Origin of the sequence: Streptomyces sp. R44 (genome assembly GCF_041053105.1) — a bacterium.
GTDB lineage: Bacteria > Actinomycetota > Actinomycetes > Streptomycetales > Streptomycetaceae > Streptomyces.
Map to the genome: position 1 here is coordinate 3,776,057 of NZ_CP163444.1, position 19,904 is coordinate 3,795,960.

Below are 19,904 nucleotides of genomic sequence, written 5' to 3' on the forward strand. Positions count from 1 at the left end.
AGGTCCGGGGCACGGAGGCGCTGGGCGAGGAGGGTCAGGCGGCGGCCGTGACCGCGACCTTCTCGTCCTTCTCGCCGATCGCGGTCAGGTCGTCGATCGGGGACGACGAGGCGTTCTCGTACGCGGTGAGGTCGAGGATCTTCTCGCGGGCCGAGACGATCACCGGGATCAGCGCCTGACCCGCCACGTTCGTGGCCGTGCGCATCATGTCCAGGATCGGGTCGATCGCCATCAGGAGGCCGACGCCCTCCAGGGGGAGGCCCAGGGTGGAGAGGGTCAGGGTGAGCATGACCGTCGCGCCGGTGAGGCCGGCGGTGGCCGCCGAGCCGATGACCGAGACGAAGGCGATCAGCAGGTAGTCGCCGATGCCGAGCTGCACGTCGAAGATCTGGGCGATGAAGATCGCGGCGAGCGCCGGGTAGATCGCGGCGCAGCCGTCCATCTTGGTGGTGGCGCCGAACGGGACGGCGAAGGAGGCGTACTCCTTCGGGACGCCGAGGCGCTCGGTGACCTTCTGGGTGACCGGCATGGTGCCGACCGAGGAGCGGGAGACGAAGGCCAGCTGGATGGCCGGCCAGGCGCCCTTGAAGAACTGGAGCGGGTTGACCTTGGCGACCGTGGCGAGCAGCGTCGGGTAGACGACGAAGAGGACCAGGGCGCAGCCGATGTAGATGTCGGCGGTGAAGGTCGCGTACTTGCCGATGAGGTCCCAGCCGTAGTCGGCGATGGCGAAGCCGATGAGGCCGACGGTGCCGAGCGGGGCGAGGCGGATGACCCACCACAGGGCCTTCTGGAGGAGTTCCAGGACCGACTCGGAGAGGGTGAGGATCGGCTTGGCGCGGTCGCCGAGCTTGAGGGCGGCGATGCCGGCGACGGCGGCCATGAAGACGATCTGGAGGACGTTCAGCTCGGTGAAGGGGGTGATGACGTCCGTCGGGATGATGCCGGTGAGGAAGTCGATCCAGGAGCCCTCGCGCTTCGGCAGCTTGCCGTCCTGCGGGGTGAGGCCGGTGCCGGCGCCCGGGTTGGTGATCAGGCCGATGGCGAGGCCGATGCCGACCGCGATCAGCGAGGTGATCATGAACCAGAGGAGCGTGCGGGTGGCGAGCCGGGCGGCGTTGTTCACCTTCCGCAGGTTGGTGATCGAGACCAGGATCGCGAAGAAGACGAGCGGCGCGACGGCCAGCTTGAGCAGCTGGACGAAGATGTCGCCGACCTGGCCGAGGGTCTCCTTGAGCCAGGAGACGTCCTGGCTGCGGGCGATCCAGCCGAGCAGGGCACCCAGGGCCAGACCGGCGATGATCTGGGCCCAGAAGGGGACCTTGGGTATGCGCGAGGAAGCCGGGGACTTCGTCTCGGACGCGGACGCGGACACAGGCACACTCCACAGGTGCGTATCGGGCAATACGGGACGGGGGTGCGGCACGCACGCGCTCGGGCGCGGGCCGCTGCATGATGCCGGATCAGAAGGCGCGGCAACAGACCGCGGACATACAGCGGCAGAGATCGACGTGCAGGCGCGCCACGAGCGGGGTGCCCGCGGCAGGGGAGAGGCGCACTGTTGTCGTCATGTCGAACACGTTAACACTTGAACTTTGAGAACCTCAAAGCCATTCTTTGAGATGCGGAGAGCCCCGTACGCCTCCGAAACGCAGAACACCCCAGGCCGGAGCCTTGGAAGGCCCTGCCCGGGGTGGATGTCTGTGAGGAAGCTTACGCAGCCCTTATACGGCTACAGCGCGTCCTCCTGGGACCGGTTCGAGTCCAGTCGGCCCTTCGCGCGCTCGACCTTCGCCACGACCTCGGCGCTCGCCTCGTCCCGCACCTTGCGCAGGAGGACGAAGCTCAGCGGGGCGGAGACGACGAGGGCGAGGACGAGGACCCAGAGGAGGTTCGAGTCGCCCAGGCCGCGCGGCAGCACGCCGACGTAGACGAGACCCCACAGGGCGAGGAAGCACCCGGCGAAGATCCCGAGCCGCATCAGCGTGTAGCGGAGCATGTCAGTCCACTCTTCCGTTCCGAAAGATCCCAAAGTTCCCGTGAGGGACGAGCGCCCTCCAGTGAAGCACGCGGCGGAGGCGGCTCCGGGACCGGGCCTCTTGAGCGCGACCAGAGTAATAGATAACCTTCCAGCATGACCCTTACCTTTGAGGTGGACCCGGCAGTCGACCCCGCTCTGCGCGACGGCGTGCTCTCCCTCTGGGCGGACGTCTCCAACGCGGGCGGCGCCGTCGGCTTCGTACCCCCCGTGACCCCCGACGAGATACGCCCCGCGCTGCTCAAGCACCTCGTCGCGATGACGGAGGGCGGCACCCGCCTGCTCGTCGGCCGGGACGCGGACGGCACGGTCGCCGCCACCGCCTTCTTCACCTTCAACAAGCACCGGCTGATGACCCACTGGGTGTGGCTCTACACCGTGATGGTCCACCCCCGTTACCAGGGCAAGGGGTACGGCCGCGACCTCATGGCGGCGGTCGAGCACACCGCCCGCACCGCCGAGGGCTTCGAGGAGATCGAGGCGATCCGGCTGACCTGCCGCGGCGGCACCGGCGTCGACGGCTTCTACGCCAGGTCCGGTTACAAGGAGGTCGGCCGCGTCCCCGACGCGATCCGGGTCGCGCCCGGGGACGACCGCGACGACATCATCATGCTGCTGCCCCTGAAGTGAGCATGGGAAAGGGCCGGCGGGGACGTCCCCGCCGGCCCTTCCCGCGATCAGCTCAGAACCGCATCGACTGCGGCGTCTCGCGCCGCTCCGCGTCCGGACCCGGGTACTCGCGGATGATCTCGTACCGCGTGTTCCGCTCGACCGGCCGGAAGCCCGCGTCGCGGATCAGCTCCAGCAGGTCCTCGCGGCCCAGCTTGTTCGGCGTGCCGTAGTTGTCGGCGTCGTGCGTGATCTTGTACTCGACGACCGAGCCGTCCATGTCGTCGGCGCCGTGCTGGAGCGCCAGCTGCGCCGTCTGGACGCCGTGCATGACCCAGAAGACCTTGACGTGCGGCACGTTGTCGAAGAGCAGCCGGGAGACCGCGAAGGTCTTCAGGGCCTCGGCGCCGGTCGCCATCGTGGTGCGCGCCTGGAGCTTGTTGCGGATCTTGCCGTCCTGCATGTCGACGAAGTCGTGCTGGTAGCGCAGCGGGATGAAGACCTGGAAGCCGCCGGTCTCGTCCTGGAGCTCACGGAGCCGCAGCACGTGGTCCACGCGGTGGCGCGGCTCCTCGATGTGCCCGTAGAGCATCGTCGACGGGGTCTTGAGCCCCTTCTCGTGCGCGAGGCGGTGGATCCGGGACCAGTCCTCCCAGTGGGTCTTGTGGTCCACGATGTGCTGCCGGACCTCCCAGTCGAAGATCTCGGCGCCGCCGCCGGTCAGCGACTCCAGGCCGGCCTCGATCAGCTCGTCGAGGATCTCGGAGGCCGAGAGGCCGGAGATCGTCTCGAAGTGGTGGATCTCGGTGGCCGTGAACGCCTTGAGGGAGACGTTCGGCAGGGCCTTCTTGAGCTCGGAGAGGGAGCGCGGGTAGTAGCGCCAGGGCAGGTTGGGGTGCAGCCCGTTGACGATGTGGAGCTCGGTGAGGTTCTCGTTCTCCATCGCCTTCGCGAGGCGCACGGCCTCCTCGATGCGCATGGTGTACGCGTCCTTCTCGCCCGGCTTGCGCTGGAAGGAGCAGTAGGCGCAGGAGGCGGTGCAGACGTTGGTCATGTTCAGATGCCGGTTGACATTGAAGTGGACCACGTCGCCGTTCTTGCGGGTCCGGACCTCGTGGGCCAGACCGCCGAGCCAGGCGAGGTCGTCGGACTCGTACAGGGCGATGCCGTCCTCACGGCTCAGCCGCTCACCGTCCCGGACCTTCTGCTCAAGTTCGCGCTTGAGTCCCGCGTCCATGTACGGCCGCCTCCCTTTATCTCCGAATTCAGGCTTGACCACCGTACTCTCAGCCCTCCTCAGGCAGCTCCCCGACCCGGTTCTCCCACTTCGTGGAGAGCACGATCGTCGTACGGGTGCGGGAGACGCCCTTGGTGCCGGAGAGCCGGCGGATCGTCTTCTCCAGGCCGTCGACGTCGTTCGCGCGCACCTTGAGCATGAAGGAGTCGTCGCCGGCGATGAACCAGCAGTCCTCGATCTCGGCGAGGTCCTTGAGTCGGCGGGCGACGTCCTCGTGGTCGGCGGCGTCCGAGAGGGAGATGCCGATGAGGGCGGTCACGCCGAGGCCGAGCGAGGCGGCGTCGACGGTCGCGCGGTAGCCGGTGATGACTCCGGCGGCCTCGAGTCGGTTGATGCGGTCGGTGACGGAGGGGCCGGAGAGCCCGACGAGCCGGCCGAGCTCGGCGTACGAGGCACGGCCGTTCTCGCGCAGAGCCTGGATGAGCTGCCTGTCCACGGCGTCCATAGGTATGAAGCCTTCCATTGTCCAGCGATACCGCGAGTTTAGGTATAGAATCTAAGGTACACAGGGGAGACACCCTGTGAATCTTTCAGCAGATCAAAGACGATCTTTCAGGAGTGGTGTTCACCGTGTACACGATCGAGATGGCCTACGCACGCATGCGCGAGCTGCAGGACCTGGCCAACCGCTCGCGTGCCCACCAGCCGACCGCCGCCTCGAAGCGCGCCGCGAAGAAGCGCGCCAAGAAGCGCTAATCAGACGAGAGGGCTCCACCGAGCTCTCCCTCCCACCGGCGGTACAGCTGGTGCGGCACTCCCGCCGCGTCCAGCACCCGCCCGGCGACGAAGTCCACCAGATCCTGGATGTGCGTCGCCCCCGCGTAGAACGCCGGAGAGGCGGGCAGCACCACGGCGCCCGCCTCGTCCAGCGCCACCATGTGCTTGAGCGTCTGTCCGTTCAGCGGGGTCTCCCGCACCGCGACCACCAGCGGACGCCGCTCCTTCAGCGTCACGCTCGCGACCCGCTGCAGCAGGTCCTTCGAGAGCCCGAGCGCCACTCCCGCCACCGCCGCGGTCGAGGCCGGCACCACCAGCATCCCCTTCGCCGGGTACGAACCGGAGGACGGCCCCGCGGCCAGATCCCCGGCCGCCCAGTACCGCACGTCGCCCAGGTCCACCGAGAACGTGTCCGGCTTCCCGTCGGCGCCCCGCGCCAGCCAGGCCGCCAGGTCCTCGCGCCAGTGCGCGTCCCGGAAGGCGATCCCCGTCTCGTCGAGCAGCGTCAGCCGCGAGGCCCGCGACACGACGAGGTCGACGCTCTCCCCCGCGTCCAGCAGCCCCCTCAGCACGGCGGCGGCGTACGGCGTACCCGACGCCCCGGAAACCCCGACGATCCAGGGGATGCGCTTGCCGTCGTTCATGCCGTCGACCCTATCCGTCCTCGCACCGGGCTACGGGGTGAGCCCGCGGACCAGCAGATCGAGCAGCGCGCACACGAACAGGCTGATCCCGATGAAGCCGTTCGTCGTGAAGAACGCCCTGTTCAGCCGGGACAGGTCGTGCGGCTTCACGATCGTGTGCTCGTAGCAGAAGGCGACGACCACGATCACCAGACCGACCCAGAAGAAGAGGCCCGCGTCCGTCGCCAGGGCGTACCAGACGAGGAGCCCGGTCGTCACGACCGCCGAGGCGCGGGCACCCCACAGCGCGGCCGGCACGCCGAAGCGGGCCGGGACCGACATGACGCCGTGCGCCCGGTCGGCCTGCACGTCCTGGCAGGCGAAGATGAGGTCGAAGCCGCCGATCCAGATGCCGACCGCGAGGCCCAGGATGACCGCGTCCCAGGACCACTCCCCGGTCACGGCCAGCCAGGCGCCGATCGGTCCGATGGACTGGGCGAGGCCCAGGATCGCGTGCGGGAAGTTCGTGAACCTCTTCCCGTACGGATAGACGACCATCGGGATGACGGCGAGCGGCGCGAGCGCCAGGCAGAGCGGGTTCAGGAGGGCGGCGGCGCCGAGGAAGACGACGACGGCGATCCCGGCCCCGGTCCACGCCGAGCGCACGGACACCGCACCGGTCACGATCTCCCGGTTCGCGGTCCGCGGATTACGCGCGTCGATCTCGCGGTCGATGATCCGGTTGCAGGCCATGGCGAAGGTCCGCAGCCCCACCATGCAGACGGTGACGAGGAAGAGCGTCCACCAGTGGATGTTCCGGTCGAGCTGGAACATCGCCGTGAGCGAGGCGATGTAGGCGAAGGGCAGCGCGAAGACCGAGTGCTCGATCATCACGAGCCGGAGGAACGCCTTGGTGCGCCCCGGCTGGGCGCCGGGCACGGCCGCGGTGGTCACAGCCCGTACTCCTTCCAGCGGCGGTCCACCAGGGCCGCGGTCGCCGGGTCCGACTCCACCATGTCCGGCCAGCCGCCGTCCCGGGTGTAGCCCTCCTCCGGCAGCTTCTTCGTGGCGTCGATACCGGCCTTGCCGCCCCAGAACTGCTGGTAGGAGGCGTGGTCGAGATGGTCGACGGGCCCCTCGACGACGGTGAGGTCGCGGGAGTAGTCCGTGTTCCCCAGCGCCCTCCACGAGACCTCGTGGAGATCGTGCACGTCGCAGTCCTTGTCGACCACGATGATCAGCTTGGTCAGCGACATCATGTGCGCGCCCCAGATGGCGTGCATGACCTTCTGCGCGTGCTTCGGGTACTTCTTGTCGATCGAGACGATCGCGCAGTTGTGGAAGCCGCCCGACTCCGGCAGGTGGTAGTCGACGATGTCCGGCACGATGATCTTGAGGAGCGGCAGGAAGAAGCGCTCCGTGGCCCGCCCGAGCGGCCCGTCCTCGGTCGGCGGCCTGCCGACGACGATCGACTGCAGCAGCGGACGCTTCCGCATGGTGATGCAGTCGATCTTCAGGGCGGGGAAGGGCTCCTGCGGGGTGTAGAAGCCGGTGTGGTCGCCGAAGGGGCCCTCCGGCAGCATCTCGCCGGGCTCCAGCCAGCCCTCGACGACGACCTCGGCGTTGGCCGGGACCTGGAGCGGGACGGTCTTGCAGTCGACCATCTCGATCCGCTTGCCCTGCACGAAGCCGGCGAAGAGGTACTCGTCGATGTCACCGGGCAGCGGGGCGGTGGAGGCGTACGTGACGGCCGGCGGGCAGCCGAAGGCGATCGCGACCGGCAGCCGCTCGCCGCGCTCGGCGGCGACCGCGTAGTGGTTGCGGCTGTCCTTGTGGATCTGCCAGTGCATGCCGATGGTGCGCTTGTCGTGCCGCTGGAGCCGGTAGAGCCCCAGGTTCCGCACGCCGGTCTCGGGGTGCTTCGTGTGGGTGAGGCCCAGGTTGAAGAAGGAGCCGCCGTCCTTGGGCCAGGTGAACAGCGCCGGAAGGAGGTCGAGGTCGACGTCGTCCCCGGTGAGGACGACTTCCTGGACCGGGGCGTCCTTCACCTTCTTCGGCGGCACGTGGACCATCGAGCCCAGCTTCCCGAAGGCCTCGCGGACCCCGACGAAGCCGTGCGGCAGCTCCGGCTTGAGGAGCCCGCCGATCTTCTCGCTGATCTCGCCGTACGACTTCAGACCGAGCGCCTTGAGGAGGCGGCGGTCCGTGCCGAAGACGTTCATCGCGAGGGGCATCGAGGAGCCCTTGACGTTCTCGAAGAGAAGCGCCGGACCTCCCGCCTTGTTCACCCGGTCGACGATCTCCCCGACCTCCAGGTACGGGTCGACTTCGGCCTTGATGCGCTTGAGGTCGCCTTCGCGCTCCAGGGCCCTGAGCAGCGAGCGGAGATCGTCGTAAGCCATAGGGGCCAGTATCGGTCACGGGCTAGGCTTGGCCTGTCACCGGGGCCGCCGCAACCGGCCCCGCCGCTGCTTCCAGGGGGCTGCACCACATGCTCAGGGCACTGATGTACATCCTGCCGCTGGCGCTGACGATCTACGCGTTCATCGACTGCCTGAACACCCCCGAGGACGAGGCCAAGCACCTGCCGAAGGTGGTCTGGGTCATCATCATCCTGCTGTTCTGGATCGTGGGCCCGATCGTCTGGTTCGCCGCGGGCAAGATGCGCCGCGCGCCCGCCGGAGGCCGTACGCCCTCCGAGTGGCACAGGAACCACCGCCAAGAGTGGGTCGCCCCGGACGACAACCCGGAGTTCCTGAAGTCCCTCCGCGAGGAGAACAAGAAGGACGAGTCGCTCCTCAAGGACTGGGAGGCGGACCTGCGCCGCCGCGAGGAGGAGCTGAAGCGGCGCGAGCAGGGCGAGGACAAGGGCGAGAGCTGATGGAGCTACGGCTCCTGGCGACCTTCGAGAAGGTGGCCGACGTCCTCTCCTTCACCCGGGCGGCGGCGGAACTGGGCTACGCCCAGTCGAGCGTCACGGCCCAGATCAGGTCGCTGGAGTCCTCCCTCGGGGTGGAACTCTTCGAACGCCTGGGATCCAGGATCCGCCTGACGGAGGCCGGGGAACGTCTCCTTCCGTACGCCCGCCGGATGGCGGACCTGGCGGAGGAGGCGCGTACGGCGGTGGCGGTCACGGAGGAGCCCGCGGGCCCGATCGCGGTCGGCACGATGGAGTCCCTCACCTCGTACCGGCTGCCGGCGCTCCTGGAGTACTTCCACCACCGCTACCCGAAGGTGCGGCTGACGCTGCGCCCCACGCTCGGCGACGAGACCCGGCAGGCGCTGCGGCAGGGCACGTACGACGTGGGCTTCCTGATGGAGCCGGAGACGGAACACGAGGGCCTGGAGTCGGAGGTCCTCGCGCCGGAGCCGCTGGTCCTGGTGGCGGCCCCGAACCATCCCCTGGTCGGGCGTACGGGTCTGACGAGCGCGGACCTGGCCGACGCCCGGCTCGTGGGCACCGAGCCGGGCTGCCCGTACCGCGACCTGTTCGAGGCGGAGCTGCGGGAGTGGGCGCCGCCGTTCATGGAGTTCGGCACGATCGAGGCGACGAAGCGGGGCGTGGCGGCGGGCCTGGGGGTGGCGCTGCTGCCGAGGGTGACGGTCGAGGAGGAACTGGCGGGCGGGACCCTGGTGCCGCTGTCCTGGGAGGCCCCGTTCACCCTGTTCACGCAGCTCGCGTGGCGGCGGGGGAAGCGGCTTCCGGCGCATGTGCGGCTGTTCGTGGAGCAGGCGCGGCGGCTGGTGTCCGAGCAGCGAGGGTGACCTTGAGGCTGGCGAGCACGATCAGCGGGACGCCGAGCGCCTGGACGAGCCCGATGTGATGCCCGTACACCGCCCAGTCGACGCCCATGGCGACGGCGGGGTAGGTGAAGGCGAGGACGGCGATCTTGCTGGTGGGCAGCTTGGCGTAGGCGGCGTACATCAGCACGTACATGAGCCCGGTGTGGATGAACCCGAGCCCGACGAGCCACCCCCACCCGCCCCCGCTGACGCCTCCGAAGCGGACGAAGGGCAGCAGCAACGGCATCCCGACGAGCACCTGGACGAGGGCGATGAGGTGGGGCCGTACGCCGGTGACGCGCTTGGTGACGAAGGTGGCGAGGGCGTAGAGGACGGCGGCGGCGAGGGCGAACCCGAGCCCGGCGAGGGAGCCGGTGTCGCCGGGCCGCACGCCGGACACGAGCACGAGCCCGCCGAAGGCGAGGGCGAGCCACCCGAGCTTGGACCGGGAGATCCGCTCCTTCAGGAGGACGGCCCCGAGGAGCACGAGGAAGAACGGCTGGGTGTGGTAGACGACGGTGGCGAGGGAGATGGAGGTGGCCGCGTACGCCTCGAAGAGGAAAACCCAGTTGAAGACGATGAACACTCCGCCGAGCGCCGCCAGGCCCAGCTTCCTCGCGGTGAAGCCGTGCCCGGTGAAGAAGCCCCGGACGAGGCTGTAGGCGCCGAGGGCGACGGCCCCGAAGAGGCAGCGGAAGAACACCACCTCGAAGGGCGAGGCCCCGGACTCGACGACGAAGACGCCGAGGGTGCCGGAGAGCACCATGGCGAGGGTCAGTTCAAGGGTTCCCCTGGTCTCGTTTCTCATGGGAACGACGCTACGAAGGGCCGGCGGCCCGGTCCACGAGCCAGTGGGGCGTCCTGCCGATGGGCCCGATCGGCGGAGCCGATGGGGGCCCGGAATACCTGCGGGAGAACCGGAGTTGGCACCGGGACACCCCTTGCCTCCCCCTTGGACCCGGAGCAGACATGACCCCCGAAGCCGCACGTGGCACGAACCGCTCGTTCCTCTTCGTCCTCGGCAGCTCCCGCGCCGACGGCAACTCCGAGGCACTGGCCCGCGAGGCCGCCGCGCACCTGCCCGCCGACATTCCGCAGCGCTGGGTGGACCTGAACCGCCTCTCCCTCCCCGACTTCCAGGACGGCCGCCACGAGGCCGCCGGCCGGCAGACCGACGAGGTGGAGGAGGAGCTGCGGCGGGCCACGGTGGAGGCCACCGACCTCGTGATCGTCTCGCCGCTCTACTGGTACAGCCTCTCGGCCCAGACCAAGCGGTACCTGGACTACTGGTCGGGCTGGCTCAACGTGCCGGGCTCGGACTTCAAGGAGCGCATGGCGGGCGGCACGCTCTGGGGCGTGACGGCGATGGCGCACGACGAGCACGAGGTCGCGGACGGCCTGGTGACGACCCTCAACCACTCGGCGGCCTACCTGCGGATGCACTTCGGCGGAGTCCTGAAGGGAAGCGCCTCCCGCCCCGGCCAGATACAGGAGGACGAGCAGGCCCTGATCCGCGCGAAGACCTTCTTCCACCAGCAGACCCCTCTCGCCCGCTTCCCCTACGAGGAGGAGTCCGACGCGGTCGCGTGAGGCCGGCTCCCCGGTGGGGAAGGCTCCCCGTATGGATCTGGAACTGGCGCGGCGGTGGCTCGGGGTCGCGGTCGGCGAGGCGCGGGCCGGGGGCTCCGAGGGCGGGATCCCCATCGGGGCCGCCCTCTACGGGCCCGACGGGGTGCTGCTCGGGCGCGGGCGCAACCGGCGGGTGCAGGACGGGGACCCGTCCATGCACGCCGAGACCGCCGCCTTCCGGGACGCCGGCCGGCAGCGCTCGTACCGGGGGACGACGATGGTCACGACCCTCTCGCCCTGCTGGTACTGCTCCGGGCTCGTGCGCCAGTTCGGGATCTCCCGGGTGGTGGTCGGGGAGGCCGAGACCTTCCACGGCGGGCACGAGTGGCTCGCGGAGCACGGGGTCGAGGTCGTCGTGCTCGGTGATCCCGGGTGCGTCGAGCTGATGCGTACCTTCATCGAGAAGAACCCGGCGCTGTGGAACGAGGACATCGGGGATGAGTGAAGCCGACCTTCCTGTCATCGACCTCGGCCGCGACCCGGCCCCGCAGCTGCCCGCCGTCGACCGTGCCCTGCGCGAGGCCGGGTTCCTGCTCGTCACCGGGCACGGTGTGGATGTCGGGCTGCGGGCGGAGATCCGGGACGTCGCCCGGCGGTTCTTCCGTCTTCCCGCCGCCGTCAAGGAGCCGTACGCCGTGCGGGTCGGCGGGCGGGGGTGGCTCGGACCGGGGGCGGAGGCCAACGGGTACGCGGAGGGTACGGCGACCCCGCCCGATCTGAAGGAGTCGCTCTCCTTCGCGGCCGACGAGCCGACCGGGGACCCCGCCGTGGACGCGGAGTGGTTCCTGCCCAATACGTGGCCCGCCGAGGTGCCCGAGCTCAGACCGCTCGTCGAGACCTACCTGGTCGCCATGAAGTCGCTCTCCGACCGGGTGCTCGATCTGCTCGGTGTCGCGCTCGGCGAGGAGCGGGACTTCTTCACCCGGCACACCGGACATCCCACCTTCGGTTTCAACGTGAACTGGTATCCGGGGCGGGAGCGGACCGGCGATCCGGAGCCCGGGCAGTTCCGTATCGGACCGCACACGGACTTCGGCACGGTCACCGTCCTCGACCGGGAGGCGGGGAAGGGGGGACTGCAGGTGTTCACCGACCGTGCCGGGTGGCAGGACGCTCCGTTCGACCCGGCCGCGTTCACCGTCAACATCGGCGATCTGATGGCGGGATGGACCGGTGGGCGGTGGCGGTCCGGTCGGCACCGTGTGCTGCCGCCGCCGGCCGACGCGCCCTCCGAGGAGCTGATGTCGCTGGTGTACTTCTACGAGTGCACGCCCGGGACGACGATCCACGGCATCGAGTCGCACGCGTACCTGCGCGCCCAGCTCGACGCCATCGCCGCCGACTGACCTGCCCCGGGCCCACTGCCGGCCGAAGCACCCCTGAAGAGAAGAACGAAAAGCCGGGCTACTTCCCAACACCCTGTCGATATCCTGGAATTGACGATGTGACGGGGCACATCTCGTGGGGAAGCAGGGGGGGTTGCGGGTGGACAGAGAGCTGTACGGCCGCGAGGCGGTCCTGGACGACGGCGGGCTCGTCGCGCGGCTCGTCGGGCTCACCGCCAAGGGGGCCGCGCGCGTCGCGTACGAGCACGGGGACGACCCGCCGGTCACCGTCTTCACCGGCGGGCGCGGCATGGGGAAGACCGCCCTGCTCAAGGAGGTCCGCAACCGCTACAAGGGCTACACCCCGCTCGCGTTGCTCGACTGCGCCCACCTCGAACCGCCCGCCGACCACGGCCCCGGCTGGACCCCGGTCACCGGCGCCCTCGCCGAGCTGGCCGTACAGCTGTCACCGAAGGTCCTCGGCGCCCGGCCCGTCCGCTTCCCCCGGCTCTCGCTCGGCCTGGTCGCGGTCGCCGCGCTCGGCTGGTCCCAGGAGGACGACGAGCGGGCCCGGCGCGACCTCCAGCGGCTCGGGCCGCTCCTCGCGACCGTCGACGCGACCCGCGGTGCCGCCGCCAACTGGGTCGGCAAGGTCCTCGCCAAGCTCGCCGCCACCTTCGCCGACGCCGCCGTCCCGCTCGCCGGACTGCTCGCCGAGGCCACCGTGGAGACCGTCCTGGAGGAGGTGTTCGGCCGGCTCCAGCGCGCCTCCGAGAGCTGGTACGGCGCCTATCGCAACGCCGGCGGACGCGGCAAGGCCGGACTCCAGCAGCTCGCCGTCGACTTCGAGCAGGGCGGCAGGCGCCGCCGCGAGGCCGAGGACTTCCTCGTCGGCGCCCTCACCGAGGACCTGCTGACCGCCTACACCGGCCTCCGCCGCGGCAGCCGGATCGGCAGGCCCCTGCTCCTCCTCGACAACGCCCACGAACCGCTCGGCCGGCAGCTCGTCGAGCCGATCCTGCGCGCCCGCTCCGCCGAGGGCCGCCGCGACAAGGTCGTCGTCCTCGCCGGCTCCCGGGTCCGCGACCACGAGGGCCTGCGCCAGGCCACCCGCACCCGGCTGCCGGAGACCGCGCACCGGGCGCCCTGCCCGCGCGGGACGAGCGTCGGCTCCGGCATCCTCGCCGTCGAACTGACCCCGCTCTCCCCCGCCCAGACCCGGTCCGCCTTCGACCGCCACGACCCGGCGGGCCGCACCCACGCCGAACTCTCCCGCGCCGTCCACCGGCTGACCGGCGGCCGCCCCCTCGGCGTCGCCCTCCTCGGCCAGGCCGTCCGCCAGACCCCCGCCGAACTGCGGGCCGGCCTCACCCCCGGCGGGCTCCTCGACCTCACCGTGGAGCTGCGCGAGGACGCCCCGCCGGTGCCCGTCGCCCCCACGCTCCTCGCCGAACTCCTGCCGGTGCGCCGACCGGGGCCGTACGCCGTGCTCGCCGCGACCCACGACGAGGAGTCCGCCCGGATGCTCGCCCACGCCCGGCTCCAGGCCGAGTCCCTGGACGGGGACGTGGCGCTGCGGGTCCGCGACCAGCTGCGCGCCGAGAACTGGGGCGAGGGCCCCGCCCACTTCGTCGCCGACCCGCTGCTGCGCGCGCTGCTCCTGTACCGGCTCCGCTTCGAGGACGACGACCATCCGCGGTACGCCGCCTGGCACGCCGTCCACGAGACCCTCTACCGGCACTACGGCCCGGCCCCCGGCCCGTACCGCCTCCACCACGCCCTCGCCCTCGGCCGCGCCGAGGAGGCCGTCACGCACCTGCGGGAGACCTTCCCCCGGCAGGACGTGCTCGGCTGGCTCGGCACGCTCCGGTTCGTCGCCGCCGCCCCGTATCCGCGTGAGCGCGGCCGGCCCGGCCCCGACCCGCGCCGTGCGGTCGCCCTCGGCGAGGAGCCGGCCGGCGCCCTCCCGGACGGCCTCGACGCCGACACCACCGCGCTCCACCTCTCCGTACGGCGCCTGCTGCACGCCGTATGGCTGCTCACCGATCCGCTCGCACTGCCCGACGACGAGGTCGCCGACCTGCTCGCGCACGAGCTGCGCCGGCTCTCCGGCCGCCATCTGACGGGCAGCGGTTCACTCTGGGACGCGGCGGGCCAGTGGCCGCGCGACATCCGTGCCTGGCGGGAGCTGTCGCTGCCGCCGGCCCGTGAGATCGGAGTCTGACGCCATGCCCGACCCCTTCACCCGCCGGCTGCGCCGGCGCGTCCGCACCCCCCGCCAGAAGCTCGTGGCCTCCCTGGCCACCGCCGCCGTCGTCCTCGGCCTCGGCGGTTACGGCTTCGCCCGGCTCACCCAGCCGGAAAACCGTTCCTGCGCACAGGGGGTGGCCCGCCCCGCCGACAGCGACGAATGCGTCGGCGTCAACGGCACCGGCCACGACTTCGGCTTCGCCGACCTCAAGGACATCGCCGAGACCATCCGCGCCGAGAACGCCACGCTGAAGGACGGCGAGTACGTCACCGTCGCCGTCCTCCTCCCCCTGACCTCCACCGACGCCGGCATGCGGATCAAGGTCCTGCACGAGGTCCAGGGCGCGTACGCCTACCAGCGCCGGGCCAACCAGGAATCCAACGGCCGGCGGCCCACGATCCGCCTCGTCCTCGCCAACACCGGCCAGGGCAACGCCCACTGGCGCACCACCGTCGACCAGCTCGTCGCCATGGCCGACGGCCCCGAACGGCTGCGGGCCGTCTCCGGCATCGCCACCTCCTCCACCGAGATGCGCGAGGCCGTCACCGCCCTCACCCGGGCCAAGGTCGCCGTCGTCGGCACCACCATCACCGCCGACGACATCGCCAACGGCCCCGGCCGCAAGCCCTACCCCGGCCTCGCCCGCGTCTCCCCCACCAACGGCGACGAGGCCAAGGCGCTCGCCCACTTCGGCCGCGTCGACGCCGCGAAGGCGCTCCTCGTCCAGGACACCCGCAGCGGCGACCACTACGTCGACACCCTCAAGGCCGCCTTCGCCGCGTCCCTCAAGAACGCGCCCCTGGAACCGCAGGAGTTCACCTCCGCCGCCGACCCCACCCAGGAGGGCACGACGGCCAACACCTTCACCAACATCACCCACCTGATCTGCGACACCCGCGCCGAGACCGTCTTCTTCGCGGGGCGTCACACCCAGCTGCGCCAGTTCATCAACGCGCTCGGCGACCGCGGCTGCGTCGACCGCGCCTTCACCGTCCTGACCGGCGACGAGGGCTCGTACCTGGGCGCGGACGCGAAGCTCGACCGGAAGGCCCTCAAGGGCCGGCTGACCGTGCGGTACGCGTCCCTCGCCCACCCCGACGCCTGGAAGCCGGCGCCCGGGCGAAAGGTTCCGGCGACGGGCGGCTCCGAGCAGGCGTACGCCGACTTCGTGCAGGACATCGCCAAGGCCGCCCCGAAGGACCGGCCGGTGGCGCTCGCGGACGGCCAGGCGATCATCGCGTACGACGCGATGGCGACGGCGGTCCACGCGATCCGCCAGGCCACCCCGGAGGGCGCCGCCCACCCGTCGAAGGAGGACGTCGGCACGCAGTGGCCGCAGGTCAAGGGTTCACTGCGGGTGGAGGGCGCGAGCGGCTGGATCTGCCTGGACAACTACGGAAACCCGTACAACAAGGCGGTCCCGATCGTGGAACTGACCCAGGACGGCGCCCAGCGCTTCGTCCAGATGGCCTGGCCGGAGGGACACCCCCCGACGGACACCTGCCTGCCGCCGAAGCGGGGGTGAGGCTCACGGCTCCCACTTGGGCCAGGCCGCCTCGTCGCGCTCGTACAGGTCCCGCAGGTGCTGCCACCGCTCGGGCGACCAGTCACGCCAGTCCGTGGGGTGACCGTCCAGCGCCGCGACGAGGCGCTCGAAGTGCTCGTGCCATCCGGCGAGGCAGTCCAGCCGGTACTCCGTCGACCCGGTGAACTCGTTCGTGAAACGCAGCACGGTCGACCCGTCGCCGTCGGACCCCGGCTCCAGATGGAACCGGATCCGCCCGTGCGAAGGGCCGACCGTGTACTCGGCCACCACGTCGGGGTCCCAGGCAGTCACCTGCCCGGAGACCTCCGTGTCGCTGTTGAGCCAGCGGAGAGTGACCTTCCCGCCCAGCCGCGGCTCCAGCGGATCCGCCTCGCAGAGCCAGCTCGGCAGGCCCTCGGGCGAGGCGACGGCCGCCCAGACCACCGGTACCGGATGCGGAAGGTCCACCACGAACCGCAGCAGGTGCGCGTCGCCGTCGTGGGTCTCGCTCCTGCCCCGGGGGATCTCGCTCATACCTCCAGCGTCACCCCGGGACAGGCCCGCTGCCAGCTCAGCGGCTCAGACGCCCGCGTACGAGTGCTTGCTGCTGACGAAGATGTTGACGCCGTAGTAGTTGAAGAGGAAGCAGCCGAAGGCGATGAGCGCGATGTACGCGGCCTTCCGCCCCTTCCACCCGGCCGTCGCGCGCGCGTGCAGGTACGCCGCGTAACCGACCCAGGTGATGAAGGACCAGACCTCCTTGGCGTCCCAGCCCCAGTAGCGGCCCCACGCGTCGCCGGCCCAGATCGCGCCGGCGATGATCGTGAAGGTCCAGAGCGGGAAGACGGCCGCGTTGACCCGGTAGGCGAACTTGTCGAGCGAGGCCGCGGCGGGCAGCCGCTCCAGGACGGAGCGGGCGAAGGAGCCCGGGTTGCCGCCGGTCGCGAGCTTGTTCTCGTACGAGTCGCGGAAGAGGTACAGCAGGGTCGCGACCGCGCCGATGTAGAACACCGCGCCGCAGAAGATCGCGGTGGAGACGTGGATCCACAGCCAGTACGAGTCGAGCGCCGGGACCAGCTGGTCGCTGGGGGTCTTCAGCCAGGTGACCGCCATGCCCAGGTCGAGCAGGACGGTGGTGACCAGGGGAAGGCCGATCCAGCGGACGTTCTTCTTCGCGAGGAGGAAGCCGAGGTACGCGCCGACCGCCACCGTCGAGAAGGTGGTGGAGAACTCGTACATGTTGCCCCAGGGGGCCCGCTGCACGGACAGCGCCCGCGAGACCACGCCCGCCGCCTCGATCGCGAAGGCGAGGACGGTGAGCGAGATGGCGATACGGCCGTACAGATCGCCCTTGACCGTGCCGCCGGCCGCGCCGGGACCGTCCGGCACGTCACGGGTGCCGGCCGAGGAGCGCGTGACGACCTTCGGCTTGTCGAGGACGGCGGTGCCGCCGGCCTTCTTGACCTGCACGGTCACGGCGGCGGCCGGGGCGGCGGAGGCCTGCTGCGTGAGGGCGGCGGCGGTGCGGCCGACCTTGCTGCGGCTGCCGAACACCCACTCGGCGATGTGGGCGAAGAAAGCCAGGGTGTAGACGGCCATCGAGGAGTAGATGAGCAGGTCGCTCATCCGCGCCAGGCTCTCGTTGGTCGTGGCGGCGAGGATCACTTGTCGGCCTCTCCAGAAGGGGCAGGGTCTTCTGCGGGTTCTTCCGCGGGTTCCGGTACTGAGGCCGTCGGCGGGGCCTGTGCCGTGAGGGCGAGGGCGAGGTCGCCCAGCTCCTCGGGCAGCTTGGCGGACTCGCTCCGGCCGAGCCCGGCCATCTCGACGACGGTCACGCCGTCCTCACCGCGCACGGCCCGGACCCAGACCCGGCGCCGCTGGATGAACAGCGAACCGGTCAGGCCGGCGATCGCGGCGATCGCGCCGGTGAGGGCGAGCCCGTTGCCGGGCTGCTGCGAGATCTGGAAGCTCGCCCACTCCTTGATGTCCTTCTCGAAGGTGATCGAGCCGGCGCCGTCGGGCAGCGTCATGGTCTCACCGGGCAGGAGCCGGTTGGCCTTGCCGGTGCCGCCCGTGACGTCGAACTGCTTCATCTTGGAGGAGTCGAGCTGGTACACGTTCTGCGGCAGGCCGGAGTTCACGCGCAGGTCGCCGTGGAAGCCGGTGAGCGCCATGACGGGGAAGTCGAGCGCGGGGAACTGCGAGAACATCGTGCCCTTGCCGGCGCCCGCGAACGTCGGCACGAAGAAGGCCTGGAAGCCCAGCTGCTCCTTGTCGCCGTTCTTGTCGCGGTAGCCGTCCATGACCTTGATCGCGCCGGTCGACGTGATGTTGTTGTCGATCGGCAGCAGCGGCACGGCGCCGTGGAAGACGGTCTTGCCGCGGCCGTCCTTGACGGTGACGACGGGCGCGTACCCGTGGGCGATCAGATAGACCTTGGAGTCGCCCACCTTCAGCGGCTCGTTGACCTTGATGACCGCCTTCTTGTCGGCGCCGCCCTGCGAGTAGCTGACGGCCGCCTCGAAGGTGCGCGGGGTGCCGCGCTGGGGGCCGTTCCTCTCGTACGTGCCGTTGAAGGACTCCAGCTTGAAGCTGAACGGCTCCAGCTCGTCGGTGCCGAACTGGGAGCCGGACTTGAAGTCGTCGTACTGGGTGAGCGTGTTGGAGAAGCCGTCGCCCTCGACGATCAGCTTGCCGCCCTCGGACTTGAAGAGCTGGCCCCAGGCGAAGGCGACGAGCATCACGATCAGGGCGACGTGGAAGGCCAGGTTCCCGGTCTCGCGGAGGTAGCCCTTCTCGGCGGCGACCGCGTTGCCTGCCGTGTGGGCGCGGAAGCGGCGGCCCTTGAGGACGGCGAGCGCGGCCTCGCGGACCTGCTCGGGCTCGGCCTCGGTGCGCCAGGTGGTGTACGCGGGGAGCCGGTCGAGGCGCCGCGGGGCGCCCGGCGGGCGGCTGCGGAGCTGGCCGACGAACTGCCAGCTGCGGGGCAGGATGCAGCCGATGAGGGAGACGAACAGCAGGATGTAGATCGCGGAGAACCACACCGAGCTGTAGACGTCGAAGAACTGCAGCTTCTCGTACAGCGGGGTGAGCGTCCGGTGGGCGTCCTTGAAGGTCTGCACCTTCAGCTCGTCCGCGCTGGTCTGCGGGATGAGGGAGCCCGGTACGGCGCCCAGGGAGAGCATGAACAGCAGGATCAGCGCGACCCGCATGGAGGTCAGCTGCCGCCAGAACCAGCGGATCCAGCCGATGACCCCGAGGGTGGGACCGCCGACGGCGGTGTCCTCCTGGGGGGCCGTCGACAGCTGCGCGCCGGCGCTGCCGAGGCTCTCCTGCTGCTCCGTCGTATCGGTCTTGCTCATGGAACTCAGATCCCCACCGTGAAACCGCTGGACCAGCCCTGCATCGTGGCCACCATGCTGTCCCACGCGCCCGTCAGGAGCAGGACACCGGTGACGATCATCATGCCGCCGCCGATCCGCATGACCCACACATAGTGCTTCTTCACCCAGCCGAACGCGCCGAGCGCCTTGCGGAAGGCGATGGCGGCGAGCACGAACGGTACGCCGAGACCGAGGCAGTACGCGAAGGCGAGGACCGCCCCGCGTCCGGCGCTGGCCTGCTCCAGGGCGAGGGCGTTGACGGAGGCGAGGGTCGGGCCGATGCACGGGGTCCAGCCGATGCCGAAGAGCGCGCCGAGGAGCGGGGCGCCGACGAGTCCGGCGACGGGCTTCCTGTGGAAGCGGAACTCCCGCTGGGTGAACCAGGGCATCAGGCCCATGAAGAAGACGCCCATGAGGATCATGAGCACGCCGAGGACCGTGGTGAGCGTCTCGCGGTACTCCTGGAGCGTCGACCCGAAGTAGCCGAAGAGCGCGCCGCCGGAGACGAACACGGCGGTGAAGCCGAGGACGAAGAGGACGGCACCGGCGGTCATCCGGCCGCGGCGGCTCTCGGCGAGGTCGGTGCCGGTGACCCCCGTCACGTACGAGAGGTAGCCGGGGACGAGCGGGAGCACGCACGGCGAGAAGAAGGAGACGAGGCCGCCGAGCACCGCGAGGGGCAGGGCGAGCAGCAGGGCTCCGCTGGTGACCGTCTCGTTCACGG

Annotated in this window: 21 protein-coding genes; 9 read left to right on the forward strand and 12 right to left on the reverse strand. The window is 70.5% G+C overall.

Annotated elements, in window-relative coordinates; genetic code table 11:
- Positions 1–34 precede the first annotated feature (34 nt).
- A complete protein-coding gene (locus AB5J54_RS17360; protein ID WP_369144819.1) occupies positions 35–1,375 on the reverse strand; it encodes a dicarboxylate/amino acid:cation symporter in 1,341 nt (446 codons plus the stop codon).
- Positions 1,376–1,732: 357 nt separating this feature from the next.
- Positions 1,733–1,999: a DUF4229 domain-containing protein gene (locus tag AB5J54_RS17365; protein WP_369144820.1), complete on the reverse strand. Its 267-nt coding sequence runs from the start codon at positions 1,997–1,999 to the stop codon at positions 1,733–1,735.
- 135 nt (positions 2,000–2,134) lie between these two features.
- Between AB5J54_RS17365 and AB5J54_RS17370 the strand changes: the two genes are divergently transcribed.
- Positions 2,135–2,668 carry an N-acetyltransferase family protein gene (locus AB5J54_RS17370; protein ID WP_369144821.1) on the forward strand — a complete coding sequence of 178 codons (534 nt, stop codon included), beginning with the start codon at positions 2,135–2,137 and terminating at the stop codon, positions 2,666–2,668.
- Between the two features lie 52 nt (positions 2,669–2,720).
- On the opposite strand, the gene mqnE is transcribed toward AB5J54_RS17370, so the two are convergent.
- Both mqnE and AB5J54_RS17380 read right to left on the reverse strand, forming a co-directional pair.
- Entirely contained in the window at positions 2,721–3,884 is a 1,164-nt protein-coding gene (gene mqnE / locus AB5J54_RS17375; protein ID WP_369144822.1) for an aminofutalosine synthase MqnE, read from the reverse strand.
- A 49-nt stretch (positions 3,885–3,933) separates the two neighbouring features.
- A complete protein-coding gene (locus tag AB5J54_RS17380) occupies positions 3,934–4,389 on the reverse strand; it encodes an Lrp/AsnC family transcriptional regulator (protein WP_017241016.1) in 456 nt (151 codons plus the stop codon).
- A 113-nt stretch (positions 4,390–4,502) separates the two neighbouring features.
- Between AB5J54_RS17380 and AB5J54_RS17385 the strand changes: the two genes are divergently transcribed.
- Positions 4,503–4,640, forward strand: a complete 138-nt coding sequence (locus tag AB5J54_RS17385) for a hypothetical protein (protein ID WP_189806327.1) — start codon at positions 4,503–4,505, stop codon at positions 4,638–4,640.
- Here AB5J54_RS17385 and AB5J54_RS17390 read toward each other — a convergent pair.
- The 3 genes from AB5J54_RS17390 to AB5J54_RS17400 are packed head-to-tail and all read right to left on the reverse strand — an operon-like array spanning position 4,637 to position 7,686.
- The gene (locus AB5J54_RS17390) at positions 4,637–5,305 is read right to left on the reverse strand and encodes a UbiX family flavin prenyltransferase (protein WP_369144823.1); all 669 of its coding nucleotides are present in this window, start codon (positions 5,303–5,305) and stop codon (positions 4,637–4,639) included. The genes AB5J54_RS17385 and AB5J54_RS17390 overlap by 4 nt on opposite strands.
- A gap of 30 nt (positions 5,306–5,335) precedes the next feature.
- Positions 5,336–6,238: a menaquinone biosynthesis prenyltransferase MqnP gene (gene mqnP / locus AB5J54_RS17395; protein ID WP_369144824.1), complete on the reverse strand. Its 903-nt coding sequence runs from the start codon at positions 6,236–6,238 to the stop codon at positions 5,336–5,338.
- A complete protein-coding gene (locus AB5J54_RS17400) occupies positions 6,235–7,686 on the reverse strand; it encodes a menaquinone biosynthesis decarboxylase (RefSeq protein ID WP_369144825.1) in 1,452 nt (483 codons plus the stop codon). The genes mqnP and AB5J54_RS17400 overlap by 4 nt, the downstream gene beginning before the upstream one ends.
- 89 nt (positions 7,687–7,775) lie before the next feature.
- On the opposite strand from AB5J54_RS17400, the gene AB5J54_RS17405 reads away from it, so the two are divergent.
- The gene (locus AB5J54_RS17405; protein WP_369144826.1) at positions 7,776–8,165 is read left to right on the forward strand and encodes a PLD nuclease N-terminal domain-containing protein; all 390 of its coding nucleotides are present in this window, start codon (positions 7,776–7,778) and stop codon (positions 8,163–8,165) included.
- Positions 8,165–9,049, forward strand: coding sequence for a LysR family transcriptional regulator (locus AB5J54_RS17410; RefSeq protein ID WP_369144827.1), 885 nt, complete (start codon positions 8,165–8,167; stop codon positions 9,047–9,049). The genes AB5J54_RS17405 and AB5J54_RS17410 overlap by 1 nt, the downstream gene beginning before the upstream one ends.
- Here the strand turns inward: AB5J54_RS17410 and AB5J54_RS17415 are convergent.
- A complete protein-coding gene (locus AB5J54_RS17415) occupies positions 8,952–9,875 on the reverse strand; it encodes a DMT family transporter (protein ID WP_369144828.1) in 924 nt (307 codons plus the stop codon). The two genes, AB5J54_RS17410 and AB5J54_RS17415, sit on opposite strands and share 98 nt — an antisense overlap.
- Positions 9,876–10,036: 161 nt before the next feature.
- Between AB5J54_RS17415 and AB5J54_RS17420 the strand changes: the two genes are divergently transcribed.
- From AB5J54_RS17420 to AB5J54_RS17440, 5 genes are all read left to right on the forward strand, one after another.
- The gene (locus AB5J54_RS17420; protein WP_369144829.1) at positions 10,037–10,657 is read left to right on the forward strand and encodes a flavodoxin family protein; all 621 of its coding nucleotides are present in this window, start codon (positions 10,037–10,039) and stop codon (positions 10,655–10,657) included.
- A 31-nt stretch (positions 10,658–10,688) separates the two neighbouring features.
- A complete protein-coding gene (locus AB5J54_RS17425) occupies positions 10,689–11,141 on the forward strand; it encodes a nucleoside deaminase (RefSeq protein ID WP_369144830.1) in 453 nt (150 codons plus the stop codon).
- Positions 11,134–12,042, forward strand: coding sequence for an isopenicillin N synthase family dioxygenase (locus tag AB5J54_RS17430; protein WP_369144831.1), 909 nt, complete (start codon positions 11,134–11,136; stop codon positions 12,040–12,042). Before AB5J54_RS17425 ends, AB5J54_RS17430 begins: the two co-directional genes overlap by 8 nt.
- Before the next feature lie 139 nt (positions 12,043–12,181).
- On the forward strand, positions 12,182–14,245 hold the full coding sequence (locus AB5J54_RS17435; RefSeq protein ID WP_369144832.1) for a hypothetical protein: 2,064 nt from the start codon (positions 12,182–12,184) through the stop codon (positions 14,243–14,245).
- 4 nt (positions 14,246–14,249) lie between these two features.
- Positions 14,250–15,797: an ABC transporter substrate-binding protein gene (locus AB5J54_RS17440; RefSeq protein WP_369144833.1), complete on the forward strand. Its 1,548-nt coding sequence runs from the start codon at positions 14,250–14,252 to the stop codon at positions 15,795–15,797.
- A 3-nt stretch (positions 15,798–15,800) separates the two neighbouring features.
- Here the strand turns inward: AB5J54_RS17440 and AB5J54_RS17445 are convergent, their stop codons facing one another.
- Genes AB5J54_RS17445 through AB5J54_RS17460 form a run of 4 tightly spaced genes read right to left on the reverse strand, consistent with a single transcriptional unit; the run spans position 15,801 to position 19,902 of the window.
- On the reverse strand, positions 15,801–16,331 hold the full coding sequence (locus AB5J54_RS17445) for an SRPBCC domain-containing protein (protein WP_369144834.1): 531 nt from the start codon (positions 16,329–16,331) through the stop codon (positions 15,801–15,803).
- Positions 16,332–16,376: 45 nt separating this feature from the next.
- Positions 16,377–17,462 (reverse strand): c-type cytochrome biogenesis protein CcsB, encoded by a 1,086-nt coding sequence (gene ccsB, locus AB5J54_RS17450; protein WP_369144835.1) that lies wholly within the window; start codon positions 17,460–17,462, stop codon positions 16,377–16,379.
- Entirely contained in the window at positions 17,459–19,159 is a 1,701-nt protein-coding gene (locus AB5J54_RS17455) for a cytochrome c biogenesis protein ResB (protein ID WP_369144836.1), read from the reverse strand. Before AB5J54_RS17455 ends, ccsB begins: the two co-directional genes overlap by 4 nt.
- Positions 19,160–19,164: 5 nt before the next feature.
- Positions 19,165–19,902, reverse strand: coding sequence for a cytochrome c biogenesis CcdA family protein (locus AB5J54_RS17460; protein ID WP_369144837.1), 738 nt, complete (start codon positions 19,900–19,902; stop codon positions 19,165–19,167).
- Positions 19,903–19,904 lie beyond the last annotated feature (2 nt).